The 15,234-nt window shown below is 46.7% G+C and carries 11 protein-coding genes; all 11 read left to right on the top strand.

Annotated features, from left to right (window positions below; all coding sequences use genetic code 11):
- The first annotated feature begins 76 nt into the window (after nucleotides 1-76).
- The 11 genes from NEV57_RS10625 (at nucleotide 77) to NEV57_RS10575 (ending at nucleotide 15,206) form a co-directional block, all read left to right on the top strand.
- Nucleotides 77-1,597 carry a lipid II flippase MurJ gene (locus NEV57_RS10625; protein ID WP_257658301.1) on the top strand — a complete coding sequence of 507 codons (1,521 nt, stop codon included), beginning with the start codon at nucleotides 77-79 and terminating at the stop codon, nucleotides 1,595-1,597.
- Entirely contained in the window at nucleotides 1,584-2,495 is a 912-nt protein-coding gene (locus tag NEV57_RS10620; RefSeq protein WP_257658300.1) for a glycosyltransferase family 2 protein, read from the top strand. Before NEV57_RS10625 ends, NEV57_RS10620 begins: the two co-directional genes overlap by 14 nt.
- 160 nt (nucleotides 2,496-2,655) lie before the next feature.
- Nucleotides 2,656-3,777, top strand: a complete 1,122-nt coding sequence (wecB, locus tag NEV57_RS10615; protein WP_257658299.1) for a non-hydrolyzing UDP-N-acetylglucosamine 2-epimerase — start codon at nucleotides 2,656-2,658, stop codon at nucleotides 3,775-3,777.
- A gap of 11 nt (nucleotides 3,778-3,788) precedes the next feature.
- A complete protein-coding gene (locus tag NEV57_RS10610; RefSeq protein WP_257658298.1) occupies nucleotides 3,789-4,850 on the top strand; it encodes a glycosyltransferase family protein in 1,062 nt (353 codons plus the stop codon).
- A complete protein-coding gene (locus NEV57_RS10605; protein WP_257658297.1) occupies nucleotides 4,851-5,768 on the top strand; it encodes a glycosyltransferase in 918 nt (305 codons plus the stop codon).
- A gap of 6 nt (nucleotides 5,769-5,774) precedes the next feature.
- Nucleotides 5,775-6,854 (top strand): EpsG family protein, encoded by a 1,080-nt coding sequence (locus NEV57_RS10600; RefSeq protein ID WP_257658296.1) that lies wholly within the window; start codon nucleotides 5,775-5,777, stop codon nucleotides 6,852-6,854.
- Between the two features lie 38 nt (nucleotides 6,855-6,892).
- On the top strand, nucleotides 6,893-8,005 hold the full coding sequence (locus tag NEV57_RS10595; protein ID WP_257658295.1) for a glycosyltransferase family 4 protein: 1,113 nt from the start codon (nucleotides 6,893-6,895) through the stop codon (nucleotides 8,003-8,005).
- Entirely contained in the window at nucleotides 8,002-9,126 is a 1,125-nt protein-coding gene (locus NEV57_RS10590; protein WP_257658294.1) for a glycosyltransferase family 4 protein, read from the top strand. The genes NEV57_RS10595 and NEV57_RS10590 overlap by 4 nt, the downstream gene beginning before the upstream one ends.
- Before the next feature lie 59 nt (nucleotides 9,127-9,185).
- Entirely contained in the window at nucleotides 9,186-10,880 is a 1,695-nt protein-coding gene (locus NEV57_RS10585; protein WP_257658293.1) for a capsule assembly Wzi family protein, read from the top strand.
- Nucleotides 10,881-10,918: 38 nt separating this feature from the next.
- The gene (locus NEV57_RS10580) at nucleotides 10,919-12,595 is read left to right on the top strand and encodes a capsule assembly Wzi family protein (RefSeq protein WP_257658292.1); all 1,677 of its coding nucleotides are present in this window, start codon (nucleotides 10,919-10,921) and stop codon (nucleotides 12,593-12,595) included.
- 106 nt (nucleotides 12,596-12,701) lie between these two features.
- The gene (locus NEV57_RS10575; RefSeq protein ID WP_443686086.1) at nucleotides 12,702-15,206 is read left to right on the top strand and encodes an SLBB domain-containing protein; all 2,505 of its coding nucleotides are present in this window, start codon (nucleotides 12,702-12,704) and stop codon (nucleotides 15,204-15,206) included.
- The last annotated feature ends 28 nt before the right edge of the window (nucleotides 15,207-15,234 follow it).

Here is a 15,234-nt window from a genome sequence, read left to right as displayed (position 1 = left end):
TTATTTTACTATTTTTGATGCGTAGCAGATTAATGCCGGCTATATTGGTGCTTTTCATTCCATAAATTTAGGAAAGTTGATCAGAAATACAACGATATTATTCTTGTTGCGGTTTGTCCGGATGGGGTTGTCGGTGTTTGGCCTTTCGCTGGCAGCCCGCTATTTTGGGATTTCACTGGAACGGGATGTTTGGCTGCTGGCGTTAAATTTTATTGTGGTGGCTGAAGCCATGGTGTGGGGCCCCGTCAATGAAACTTTCCGCGCCAAGTTTGTAATACTTAAGGAGGAACTTGGTGAACAGGCAGTGCTTAACAAAACGAAATCGCTGCTGCTACTGACCGCCATGTTATCGGCGGTGTTGGTTGGTATGGTGATGCTGCTACGCGTTCCAATCGCGAAGTTGCTGGCTCCCGGATTTGAGGGAGAACAACTCCAATTTCTTTCGCTCATGCTGCTGGTGCTTACACCGTCATTACTGTTCAACCAATTCAGTCATATTGGGATTAGTGTACTTAATGCCTATGAGTCTTATTTCCTGCCGGAAATTACGAGTTCGGTCGCCGCACTCGTCAATATCGCGTCCCTGCTGTTTTTGGCGCCCTATATAGGTGTTTTTTCGTTGCTGGTTGCATATTATTTCGGGCTTATCCTGATGCTTATCCTGGTTATCCGCCAGTTGAGACGAAAAAAGATCGCGATTTTCAGTGGATTCAACCAGACCCGGATGAGCGACTTTATGCCCTTTTTTTTATATGCCCTACCCTTTTTCGTGCCTTACTTTTTTGTTCAGCTGAACCTGGTGATTGAAAAATCGCTAGGTAATTTACTGGGGGAAGGTACGGTGTCAGTAATGGATTATTCGCGCAAATTTATCGATATCCCCATGCAGGTAATGTCGAGCGTCATGCTGACATTGTTGGTTCCCATTCTGTCTTCCCGGTTTGCAAAGAAGGACCGGACAGGTTTTTTGCAGGAGTTTAGACAGGTATTCCAGCTCGGATTATTGGTTGTAGCATTTATTATTGCTTTTTTTTCTACGTCGGCACGTGAACTGATTACGCTGATCTTATATCACGGGGACCTGATCACGCCGGATGCGGTAACCCTGATCAGCGAACTGTCCGTATATTATGCATGGTCTTCGCTCGTGATTTTTACGTACCTTATTTTTGGATTGGCACTGCTATCCGCTAACCAGGGCTGGATATATGCGGTACTGGGCGTGATTCCACAGCTTCTGATGATTGCGCTGAATTTCCTTTTTTATCGGGAGTGGGGCGTGTACGTATTTCCTATTTCTTTACTGCTGAGCCATATTCTGTCGGCCGTTATTATGTTCCTGAAGTTTCCGGGTGACAATCGTAGGTTGATTATGCCTGCTATCCGATACATGGGAATACTCGTTTTATTGGTGTTATTGTCTAAATTGGCAATAACCCAATTGGGAATGCAGTCGCAACATCCTATTTTTGCGATCATTTGTCACTTAGCCGTTATCGGGCTGGTTTTTTTGCTCCTCATGTTAATTTTCCGTGCGGAAGAACTGGCATACTTGAAAAAAGGCTGGAGAAATGTGCTGCAATATGGACGAAAATAAGCGATTTTCTGAAGATTTAACGGTTTCTTTTATTATCGTTAACTATCGGACACCCGAATTGGTACTCCAGTGTATCCAATCTATCCGACAATATTGCCATACACTACCGCATGAAATAATCGTTGTTGATAATCATTCACAGGATCATTCTATTGCGGCACTATCGTCATGCACGGGTATCCAATTGTTGCAAAATGATGCCAATATTGGTTTTGCCGGAGCAAATAACCGAGGTGCAGCCGTGGCAATAGGTAAATATTTTTACCTATTGAATTCGGATACCTACCTATTAGATGATGCGGCCTCAGTGCTTGTTGATTACATGGAGGATGAAAAGCATGCAGACGTTGCGATCTGCGGTACGGATTTACTCGACGCGGATGGCAATAAACAGGCGTCGTATGGAAACTTTCCCTCTGTTTCTGAGTTGCTTTTTCAGTTTGGAATGGGTCGTGTATTTAGGGGATATTATGCTACACACCTGTCGCAGGGGGTTGTATGCCGTTTCAATATATCGCAAGCGGTCGACTTTGTTTCCGGTGCTTCCATGTTTGTCCGGGCGGAGATATATCGTCAGCTAAATGGACTGGATGAAGATTATTTTCTTTATTTTGAAGAAACAGATTTTGCCTTCCGGGCACAGCGGCTTGGATGGAGAACCATGTTGCTTCCTGAGGTGCAGGTGGTGCATCTGGAAGGAGGATCCCAATCGGCGGCAAATTACTTTATCAAACTGGCGCGTTTCACCAAAGGGAAATTTTTGTTTTTTAAGAAGCATAAAAGCCAGATTACTATTTTTTTTGTGCGGATATTGCTGCTATTACGTCTATTTTTGGCGGGCTTGCGTCGCTGGGATAAGCAATATTTTAGATTAATGTGTCGCATAGCCAAAGCCTGAGGGGCAATTTCGCATGGACGGCACATCTCACAGGAAATGATAATGGATAAGCGAAATTACCAAAAGACATATTGCAGCGAATCTGTTCTGTTTGCACTTCGTGTAAAAATGATGGAAATATGGGTATAATAAATACCCATAAAAGACAAGTGATTTTCGGATGAAAAAAATTTTAATAGTATTTGGCACCAGACCCGAAGCAGTAAAAATGGCCCCGGTAGTTAAAGCGCTCCAGCGCTATCCGGACCGGATTGACCTAAAGGTGTGCGTAACAGCACAGCATCGGGAAATGTTGGATCAAGTGCTCCGTTTTTTTGAGCTTGTTCCTGATTTTGACCTTGACTTGATGCGCCATAATCAGGACTTGTATGAATTGACTTCGGATATCCTGCTGGGGTTAAAGGGAGTATTGCAGCAGTTTGCCCCCGATATGGTGCTGGTACACGGTGATACCACCACTTCCTCCGTTACTGCGCTGGCGGCGTACTATGCGAAGATTCCGGTCGCCCACGTAGAAGCCGGATTACGCACATACGATCTGTATGCGCCGTTTCCGGAAGAAGTAAACCGACAATTGACCGGACGAATAGCAAATCTACATTTTGCCCCTACAGATTTTGCGAAGCATAACTTATTGAATGAACACGTTCCTGAATCAGCTATCCATGTGACAGGTAACACGGTGATCGATGCATTATATTGGGCCAGGGAACGCCTGAATCGCTATTCAGATGAGGAGATTCGTGCCCTACAATCTACGGTCAATCTACAAAAGAAGCTGATTCTGGTAACTGCCCATCGTCGGGAAAATCAGGGTGAAGGCATGGCGAATATCTGCAATGCACTCCGTGAGATCGCTAGCCGAAATGAGGTAGAAGTAGCTTTCCCAGTACATTTGAATCCCAGTGTACGCGGACCGGTGTACGATCGTTTGAGCGGTGTTCCGAATATCAAATTGCTTCCACCGCTGGGGTATCCAGCGTTTACGTGGCTGATGATCCAATCATACATTATCATTACAGATAGTGGAGGGATACAGGAAGAAGCTCCAGGGCTTGGAAAACCAGTATTGGTGATGCGTAATGTAACGGAGCGACCGGAGGCAGTAGATGCAGGCGTAGTTAAATTAGTAGGCACTGATAAGGCACGCATTATTCAGGAAACAGAAAGATTAATCCAGGATCCTGCCGTTTACGCCATCATGTCTCAGGCAGCAAATCCGTATGGCGATGGTAAGAGTGCGCTGCGCATTGCCGAAACACTGCTGAACAGTGGACAATAAACGGAAAAGATATGATATTGATATTGGCTGATTTTCCGAATGAAAAAAACCGACATGAAGGAATGGCCCAGCGTATACTGGCAATAGACCAGCAGATACGGGCCGTTGATCGCAAGTACCTGTTTGTATCGCACCGGCGTTTTTTTCGAAGTGTAGCTGAGCCTGTTGCCGAGCGGGCTATCCAGTATCGATATAATCTTTTTCGCCATTTTTTTTTAATCCTCAAGCAGCTGCGAAGCGCACAGGCCATTTACATCCATTCCGTTATTAATCTACTTCCGATTTTACCACTATTCCCTTTTCTAAGCAAAAAGACATTTGTCATATTAGACGCCCATGGTGTAGTGCCTGAAGAACAACAGCTTGCAGGGCGTCGATTTAAAAGTTGCCTGTACGCGTTGGTGGAACGGATGGCCATTATGAGGGTAAATCTAGTGTTGGTCGTCACGGGAGCCATGGAAACGTATTTTCGGAAGAAATATCCGCAATCGTCACCGGTGTATGTACGTTATGGGATTTTCCCAGCACACCTGGACTCAGCGATGCCGCTGACCCCAGGTGAAGGTATCGCCGATGATGGGTTAGTAAGGGTTATTTACAGTGGGAATTTGCAGTCGTGGCAAAATATTGATCTTATGATCCAATTGATTAAAGCAAACCAGGACGACCGTATCCGGTATGATATCCTTACCGGCGAACCGATAGCGATGAAAAAACGGTTAGCAGCGGAAGGAGTTGCTCTGCCTAATGTGCATGTACAAACGGTAACCCCATCGGAGCTGGGGGACTATTACCGGGCGGCCCATTATGGAATCGTGCTGCGCGACGATATTCCGGTCAACCGGGTAGCCTGTCCTACCAAACTGGTGGAATACCTGTATTATGGTATGATCCCCATTGTGAAAAGTGTGCATATTGGTGACTTTGCCACAATGGGTTATGAATACCTGACCTACGAATCATTTTCTTCACAGGTTGTTGCAAGAAAAAGTGAAGTGAACCAGGCCGTGGCCCGGAAAATGATTGAACAACATCGGCAAATAGACCTTAAAACGATTTTAACCAGCAAGTAAATGACACAACCGGCAGTGGAAATACTCATGGCCACCTATAATGGTGCAGCCTATATTGAGGAACAGATCCGGTCCTTACAGGCCCAGACATTTTCCCGTTGGCGGTTGTTGATCCACGATGACGGCTCTACTGATACAACAACTGATATCGTGGCCGGTTTCTGTAAACAGGACGATCGGATCCGAATGTTATCGGATAATGTAAACGGTGTTGGAGCAGCACGTAACTTTTTACACCTTTTGGCACATACAGACGCTGACATTGTCATGCTGTGCGATCAGGATGACAGCTGGTTGCCAGAAAAGATTGAGACCATGTTGTCCGCGTTAACAACAACGGATGGCCCTGCATTGGTTTATGCGAATGCTTATTACCTGAATAACGAACGGGTTATCAGGCGGCAGGTAACGCGGTTGCATCCGACTGCGCTCGACGATTTCTTGTTTCTTAATGCCGGTATCCAAGGTTGCTCAATGATGCTGAACCGAGAATTGATTAATATACTCGGAAAGCCCCCGGCGACTGTGGCGATGCACGATCACCTGATTACCTTGGGTGCATTATGTTTCGGTCAGCTTCGGTATATTGATAAGGTATTGATGCTGTACCGGCAACATGGAGACAATGTGACTGCACACCATGTAAATCGTTGGAAGCAAGCAAAAAGGTGGTTTTTTACCGATGAATGTGTGGTAGATCGCCGTCATTTCGACGCTGTATATGCTTTTTATCAACATTATAAAGATCAACTGGATGATAGCCAACGGCGGGTATTCAAAGAATATTTTAAATTTGTAATGAGCGCAGGTTTGCCCGAGCGACTCCGGATCATCCGGCGTAACCGGTTTAGTCTGGGAGGTAATCAGGCGATACTGTTGGTGAAGACACTGTTGAGAAAAACGATAGCTGAACGATAATTCGAGATGGTCTATTATTATATCCTCGTTTTCTTTTCTGCAGCCATGGTCGTGTTCGACTTCGTGAAGGATCGTCATATCCAGCTGGTTTTCTTCGTTCTGCAATGCTTGGCGCTGACGCTATTCGCGGGACTTCGGGCTGTAGGTGTAGATAATGACAGCCTGAATTACTGGGATGCGTTTCAGCAGGCTGGGGGATTGTCGTGGGAGGAATTATGGCTGGGTGATTACACCTCTTCTATTGAACGCGGATATATGCTATTGAATAAGTTGGTTAGCTCGGCAGACATGGGTATCCATGTGGTCTTTATGGCGATGGCGGTTATGACCGGTCTTGTCAACTATACACTCATTTTCAAAAAAAGCCCTTTCCCGTTTACCTCCTTATTGATCTATGTAGGGTTCTTTTTTTTTTATCGGGACTTCACACAGATTCGCTATGCGTTAGCGGCCGGTATCGGGATGTGGGCGATATTCCTGTTTTTGGAAAAACATTACTGGCGTTCGTTCTTATTGGTCATTGTATTTGCCTTTATTCATAGTGCTGTACTGATCGTATTGCCCTTTATGCTGGCATTTGCAGTATTCCGCAATCGGTTCGTTTATTTTTTGCTTCCTATTGTGGGATTAGTCGGTGGTTTTTTTGATCCGATCGTGTTGATTTTTAATTTAATTGGCTTGCCTGACACGTTAACACGTTATGTGCTGGACAATGAGTTTGGGCGGGGTGGATATGCTATTTCGGCCATTGCCCAATTGGTAATGCTTGGGTTTTTACTGTGTTGGAAGCCGTTGTTAGCCTATTATCCCAAACGCCTGGTTGAAGGCTTGTTTATGGCGCTTTCCCTGGGATCATTTATTAATTTGCTCTTCATCTCCTTTTCGATCATGCAGCGGCTCTCCTCACTGTTGTTTGGTATGGTACTGTTTGCACTGCCGTACCTATTTAAGGCAGTGGAGTCGCGGATTAAGCTGGAAGAACAGCTGACAACAACTGTTATCCGCCTGGTCTTTTGCCTACTTGCACTATATTATGGCATCATGATGATTCATCCCGATATCCTGCAACCGTACCGGATATTGTAGATTTTGGGAGATCCGCTATCTTTGCCCACGCCAACTCAATGAAAAAGCAAAAGCTACTATACATTATTCACGGCATCCGTACAGGTGGGGCAGAAGTTGCTTTTCTTTCTGCATTGGACGGATTGGCAGCTACATATGACTTTAAGGCAATACTGTTAGGGAAATCGGATCCGGAACTGTTGAAGAATATTCCTGATTCCATAAGATCCCGAATGGAATTATATAACATTTCGCTGCCGGGATTGTGTTTGCGGCTGCCGGCCGTGTTGCGCTCCATCCATCGGTTTTCACCGGATATCGTGGTCAGCTCCCTTTGGCGGGCGGCAGTACCGGCGACGTGGTACAAGCGGGTAAACCCCCAAGTCCGGTATGTAGCTATGGTACACATCAACAAGTTTTTTCATGCGGCCGATCGGATTTTTACCAAGCGGGCGGCCCGGATAGCTGATGCATTGTATGTTGACAGTGAGGCCACCCGGTATTTTGCGGAATTGCACTTACCCCGGGGCAACCGCGCAAAAGTGCTTTCTTTTCTCACACGGAAAGCGTCTGAGAATATTAGACCACCCGCTTATTCCGAAAAGGAAAAGAGGTTCTGTTTTGTGGGACGGCTACATAAAATGAAAAACGTGCCACAGGCTGTAGAAGCCATCGGCTGGTTGCGCAGCGAAGGGGTTGACGCACGGTTAGACCTGTATGGCCGGGATGATGGCGACAAACAGGCAGTAGATGCCGCTATTCAAGCAAACCAGCTTGAAGCATACGTGTGCTGGAAAGGTGAATTTGTGCCGGCTGAACGGAGCACCATTTTTTCACAGTATAACTTTTACCTGCAGTTAAGCAGTAATGAAGGAATGGCCATGTCGGTTATTGAGGCCATGCAGCACGGACTGGTGTGTTTCGTTACACCGGTGGGAGAAATTCCGGCGTACGTTCATGACCGCCATACGGGTATACTGATAGATACCAGCACAGAAAAGCAATGGGAAGCATCTCTGATGCGAATAAAACAGGTCGTAACCAATGGCGCGCTATGCCAAAAAATCGCTGAAAACAGTCGACTGTATTTTGCAGACAGACCTGATTTTACTGCCTCGCTGTTAGCTGCATTGCAGGAATTCAGTGACCCAAAATTAGGAGATAATGTATGAAAGGTAAACGTATTTTATTCGTAGCGAATACGGCATGGAGCATGTATAATTTCCGGTTGGGGTTGATGAAAACATTGCGCGACCTGGGGTGCCGTGTTTCCGTAGCAGCACCGTACGATGCTTACTCGGATAAAATGACGGAAGCAGCTATTGACGTGATCCGGCTGGAAAAACTACGTGCAAGTGGCAAAAACCCATTTGATGAGTGGGCGTTTTATCGTGAATTGCTGTCGGTATACAAACATTACAAACCTGATCTCATCTTTCATTATACCATTAAACCTAATATTTATGGCGTGCTGGCTGCAAAAAAACTGGGTATACCAACCATTGCGGTGACCACTGGGTTGGGTTATGTATTTAACAATCGAAACCTGGTTTCATTGGCAGGCAGATGGCTTTACCGGTATGCACTTCCAAAGGCGGATGCGGTATGGTTTCTGAATCGGGAAGACCAGGCCAGCTTCCGTACACATATCGGCCTGTCTCAGGAAAAAATGCGACTCCTACCCGGGGAAGGGATAAATACTTCGATATTTGAACGTCGGGTACCCCTGGATTTTACGGACACGGTTTTTCTTTTTACCGGAAGAATGCTTTATGAGAAAGGGGTAGAGGTATTGGTTTCATCGGTAAGGCGGCTCCGGGGAGAGGGGTATACCTTTACGTGTCTGCTACTGGGATTTCTGGATATTGAAAACCCGTCAGCTATACCCCGTGAAAAATTAATGCAATGGGAAAAGGAAGGACTCATTACCTATCTCGGTAGTACAGATAATGTATTGCCGTATCTGGAAAAGGCAAATTGTTTTGTGTTCCCTTCCTATTATAGTGAAGGCGTGCCAAAGAGCCTATTGGAAGCCGCGAGCATGGAAATGCCGATTATCACGACTGATAATGTCGGTTGCCGGGACGTTGTTGAGCATGGAAAAACAGGTTTGATTGCGGTACCTAAAAGTGAGTCTTCCCTCGCGGAGCGAATGGAACAGTTTTTAAACCTGTCCAGGCAGGAAAAAATAAAAATGGGCCAATTGGGCCGGGAAAAGGTCCGCGGAGCTTTTGGAGAGGATCAGGTGATTTCAATTTACCTGCGCAGCATTGGGGCAATGCTGGAAAAATAAATGGGTTGAGGTATGATATTTGTGAATACATTGCTTAATTTACTGACTAATTTGTGCTTATGAGCTGGAAAAAGGACTTACTCTCACTGTTTTTACTGTTGTTGGGAAGCCAATTTGTATTTTCCCAAGTGTTGCCGGTAGGCACGCCGGGATTGGAAGATAAGTACCGTAGGGATCAGTTGCTGGGATTGGTAGACTCTTCGATTTCTTTTGTGATCAGGCCCTTAACGGCGACAGCGCTTGGCCGGACCAATTTGTTTGATCCCTTGGGGGACGCTCAGTCGGCTCCTTATATTTATGGACATCCGGACCAGGGCCTTGCAGTACAGTTGCTTCCTGTCCGATTTCAATCCCAATTGAATAGTTCGTATCCCTATGGTTGGAACGACGGACCGTTAATTCCCTCAAAAGGAATACAGGCGGTTTTAACCGGGGGCATTTTTGCACAGTATAAATTTATTACGTTACAGTTGCAACCCGAGCTGATGGCAGCCGGCACGGGATCTTATGATGGAATGGGAAACCTGCGGGGTTATGGCCTCGAATGGTATCGTGCAGTTGGCAATAAAATAGACATGCCGGAATATTTTGGGAGGAATGGATACGCACGGGCATACCTCGGACAAAGTAGTCTGCGGCTTAATTTTGATCCGGTTTCAATTGGGTTCTCCACAGAAAATCTGTGGTGGGGACCGGGTCGGGAAAACGCCCTGCTGTTGAGTAACACGGCACCCGGATTTCTGCATTTTACGATTAACACAACCAAGCCGGTAACTACTCCAGTTGGTTCGTTTGAGGCCCAGCTGGTTGGCGGGAAATTAAAACAATCAGGTTTTCCGCCTTCGCGCGATAAAGAGCTACAGCATTTTGAACAATATTATATAGAAAAACCAAAGGACGACCGATATTTCTCAGGTATGATCGTAAGTTATCAGCCGAAGTGGATTCCGGGCTTATCATTAGGATACATCGGTACGTTTATCGCCAATATGGACCATTTATCGGGGCTCAATGACTACCTTCCCTTTTTAAAGTCGACTCCCAAAACGATAACCTACCTGGACGACCTGGGAAAAGAGCGGAAGACTCGGACAACCCGCGACCGTTACCATTCTGCCTTTTTTCGCTGGGTAATGCCGGCCGCTCACATCGAAGTATATGGTGAATATGGGCGGAACAACAGCGCAGCAAACTTCCGGGACTTGATGGTAAGACCCAATCAGTCGCGGGCTTTTGTCCTGGGTTTCCGGAAACTGGTTCCCTTGTCGTTTTCACCGGGTGACTATTTCCAACTGGCATTTGAGGCCACAGAGCTCTCAAGGCCTCCTGCGCATTTTTTACGAAACAGCCAGACATGGTATACTCACCCAATTGTCCGGGATGGATATACGCACCGCGGCCAGGTATTGGGAGCGGGTATCGGACCAGGTAGTAACGTACAAAGTTTTGATTTTTCCTGGATCAGGGATATGAAGCAGATCGGCCTAAAGGTGGAACGACTGGTACGGAATGAAGACTTTTTTTATACCTATGTTTATGATCTGCGGCGCTCATGGGTAGATCTGACGTTTTCTGGATACGCCAGCTGGAATTATAACAACCTGTTGTTTTACGGTAATATGGGCTACGCTTATGCACATAATTACCGGTATGAATTCAGCCAGCCTGTTCCGCAGAATGATTTCTGGAATTTTGGAAGGGAAGATAGGGGAAACTTCATGATGCAGCTAGGTGTATCCTATCGGTTTAAATAAACTTCACATCGTAAATAGACAGGCAGTAAACAACAATTATGGGAACCAAATACACGGGAACAGCAGGTATGGTCGTTGGAATGATGTTATTTGCTCTTGGGGGAGTAGCACAGACCGTTCCATTGAATCTCCCCGAATTAACAGATTATTATCGGCGTCGCCAGTTACTTGGGACATTGGACTCAGCCATTTCATTTAATGTGCAGCCATTGGGTGATGTGGAATATGCCGATGGAGAAGATGATAGTAATAGTCCTGCGATGTCTACCGCAGGATACCGGTCTCCGGCCGGCTTTATCGTAAAGCCGTTGCCCGTAACGATGCGACATCAGCTGGTATCGGCGTATCCCTATGGTTGGAACGATGGTGCGATGATTCCTGCAAGAGGCTATCAGCTGTATGCCAGCGCCGGCATTTTTGCACAGTATAAATTCATCAGCGTACAATTGAACCCGGAGTTTGTTTATGCACAGAATCGCCGTTACGAAGGATATGGTGGGGCTGCAGGACCGGATCGCAATTGGTATAGTAAGGTAGGAAATCGATTTGATGCGCCGGAATTGTTTGGTAACGGTAGTTATTCAAAAGTATATCCGGGCCAAAGCAGTGTCCGACTGACCTATAAGGGAGTATCGCTGGGCTTTTCCACGGAGAATATCTGGTGGGGACCGGGTCGGCGCAATGCCATTATCATGAGTAATAACGCGCCGGGGTTCCGTCATGTAACGTTGAACACAACCAAACCTATAAACACAATAATTGGCTCGTTTGAGGGGCAAATCGTAGGGGGGCGACTGGAAGCATCGGGTTATCCGGCATCCCTGCTGGGTGATACGAGCGTCCATTCGGCTTACCAGCGCGAACGCAGAGGTGACTGGCGGTATTTTTCAGGGATGGTACTTAGCTACCAGCCGAAGTGGATACCTGGCTTCAGCTTGGGCTTTGCGAGGGCATTTACTATTTACCGCGATGACATGAATGATTCTTTTGGCGCTTATTTCCCCATTTTTGGGGGGGTGTCCAAAAACAGTGTCACCAATAATGATGGTAGCGAAAATCTTCCCAGCGACCAGGTGATTTCGCTGTTCTTCCGGTGGGTGTTGCCGGCTGCCCATTTTGAATTGTATGGTGAATACGGCCGTAATGACCATGCCTGGGATGGCCGGGATGGTGTTGTACAACTGGACCATACGCGAGCCTATATCTTTGGACTTCGGAAATTGGTGCCATTAAATGAGACGCAGGAAACCTACCTGCAGATTGCCGCGGAAATTACCCAGATGGGGGTGACGAACACGAATAGAATACGGTCCGCAGGCCCATGGTATATGCATGGACATCATGGTTATACGCATCGCGGACAGGTGCTGGGTGCCGGTATCGGTCCGGGGAGTAACCTGCAATCGCTCGACCTAGGCTGGGTCAAAGGAATGAAACAGGCCGGGCTGCGGGTGGAGCGGTTTACGCACGATGAGGATTTTGCAAATTTATGGATCAACCGGCCGGATTATCGACGCAATTGGGTAGACCTCAGTTTTGAAGGTTATGCGGTCTGGGATTATCAGCGCTGGCTCGGTAGCCTGGCCGTGCAATATATCCACGCCTACAATTATCAATACGGATTTGATTTCCAGAATACCATTGGATACTGGGGGTTCACGCCGCAGGATAAGTCTAACTTTTTAATGAAATTGGGGGTCATGTATCGTTTTTAATGTTTTTCTGCTATCTTAACCGGATAAAACGGAAAAACACACTACTTTTACACCTGCTAAATCAATGATGTTAGAAAAACAAGTACATCATTTAATGTTTTCAACTATGGGGCTGCGTTTTATTGGATTGATTGTGGTATTTATCCTGGGGCTGGGTCTGCCGTCCGTGTGGGCACAGACCATTAATCCTGACGATCTTTCCACTGTGCGTGTCGATGAGTTATCCGATGCGCAGATCCAGTCGTATTTACAGCAGGCCCAGGCCTCTGGACTGTCGGAGGCTGAAATGGAACAAATGGCGTTACAGCGGGGTATGCCTACTGAAGAAGTAGAAAAACTGCGTAAACGCATTGAGCGTATCCAGGGCGGACAAGGCTCTACTTCTAACCAACCTCCTGCACCCATTGACCGCCCGGTGGTGAACCGGGAAGTGAGCGACTCGTCGTCGTTAGCAAATAAAGTTGCTGCCGATTCGCTGCCGGAAGACTCCATCTCCGCTGGTTCACTGGAGATATTCGGAAGCAGTCTGTTTGAGGGCCAGACAGCACGGTTTGAGCCGAACCTGCGCATGGCAACACCGAGTAACTATGTTATCGGCCCGGATGACCAGGTCCTGATTGATATTTATGGAAAATCGGAAGCGTTTCATAGCTTAACGGTGACTCCCGAAGGCAATATTGTTATTCCTTATGTAGGAGTAGTTGCTGTAAATGGCCTAACCATGGAAGCAGCAGCAGCCCGTATCGAACAACGTATGGCCATGGTGTATCCGGCGATTAAAACAGGCGATACTCGGATATTGGTGAGTCTAGGGAACGTCAGGACTATTAAAATTGTGATTACGGGTGAAGTGAAAACCCCCGGGACCTACTCGTTACCTTCCGTCGCAACAGTCTTCAATGCGCTGTATCTTTCCGGTGGCCCCACAGCACGGGGTTCCTTCCGGGATATCCGCTTGATACGTGGGGGAAAAGAAATAGCCACGCTTGATATCTATGATGTGCTGATGAACGGCGCGTTCGCTGATAATGTAGGGTTGCGTGACCAGGATATTCTGATGGTGCCGCCGTATCAGCGCCGGGTTGAGTTGCGGGGAGAGGTGAAACGGCCAGCTATCTTTGAGCTAAAACCAACTGAAACGTTTGAAGACCTTTTACGATACGCTGGCGGATTTACCGAGGCAGCGTATCGTGAACGGGTGAAGGTAACCCGCAATACAGCAACTGAAAAACGTATCGAGGACCTGCTTGCCAGCCAAATGGGACAATTTGAGCCTCAATCAGGCGACCAATACATTGTGGGAAGAATCCTCGATCGTTATGCTAACCGGGTAACAATAAATGGTGCTGTTTTTCGTCCGGGCGTGTATGAGTTGAGCAGCGGTCTGACATTGTCAATGTTGATTAAAAAAGCTGAAGGGGTAAAGGAGGATGCTTTTCTAAACCGAGGATACATTCTCCGGTTGCAGGACGACCTGCAGACAGAACAAATTGCTTTTAATGTGGCAGCAATTTTAGCTGGCACCGAACCTGATGTCGAACTAAAAAGGGAAGACGTCATCCGTATTTCATCGATCTTTGATCTGAAGGAAGAATTTTCGGTACGGATCGACGGCGAGGTCCGGAATCCGGGAATCTTTGATTACGCAGCGGGAATGACATTGCAAGACCTTGTTATGCAGGCTGGTGGATTCCGGGAAAGCGCTTCCACGAAACGGATAGAAGTGTCCCGGCGTGTGAAGAATGCAGATGCCCTGTCTATTGCTGCGCAAACGGCAGAGATATTCCAGGTCAATATCAATAGAACACTGGATAACGAAGCGAATTTTGAGCTCATGCCATTTGATATCGTCGTTGTCCGTACAGAAGCAGGGTATGAAACGCAAAAGACTGTACAGATAGAGGGAGAAGTGTTGTATCCTGGGCGTTACACGATCACAAAAAAGAATGAACGTATTTCGGACCTTGTCAAACGTGCTGGCGGTTTTACGCCGTTTGCATATATTGAGGGGGCTTCGCTGAAAAGAGCGGGAAATATAACACAGAAAATGGCGGAGACAGAACGGGAGCGTAGCGAAAAGACACTGAAACAACAGGATGAATACGAACGCATGGTAGCATTGCGTTACCTCCAGCAAAATACAAACAGCATTAATGAACTTCATCTCAGCCGTAACCTAAACAATGATTTTGTGGGAATCAATCTGGAACGGATTATCCAGAAGCCCGGAAAGCGAGGTGATCTCATCCTGGAAGACGGTGACGTCATTCGTGTACCCAAAGAACTTCAAACAGTGGAAGTTTCGGGAGAAGTACTGGCTCCCTCTACGGCAATTTATGCGCCGAACAAAGGATTTAAACAATACATCAATCAAGCAGGAGGGTTTTCGCAACGCGCACTGCGGAAAAACGCATATATCATCTATGCCAATGGCTCGGTAAAAAGCACAAACCGGTTCTTGTTTTTTAACAATTATCCGCCGGTAAAACCCGGAGCAGAGATATTTGTACCCCAAGCGCCGGAGCGTTTACGAATGGGACCGCAGCAATGGCTGGGTTTCAGTACCGGCTTGGCATCGCTGGTGGCGATTATCGTGACAATTGTAAGGTAACCCCCGATCAGATACAAGGAAATAACGT

Origin of the sequence: Parapedobacter lycopersici, from assembly GCF_024643285.1 — a bacterium.
GTDB classification, from domain to species: domain Bacteria; phylum Bacteroidota; class Bacteroidia; order Sphingobacteriales; family Sphingobacteriaceae; genus Parapedobacter; species Parapedobacter lycopersici.
The sequence above is the reverse complement of the archived record's forward strand: the minus strand, read 5'-3'. Positions and strand labels throughout refer to the sequence as shown.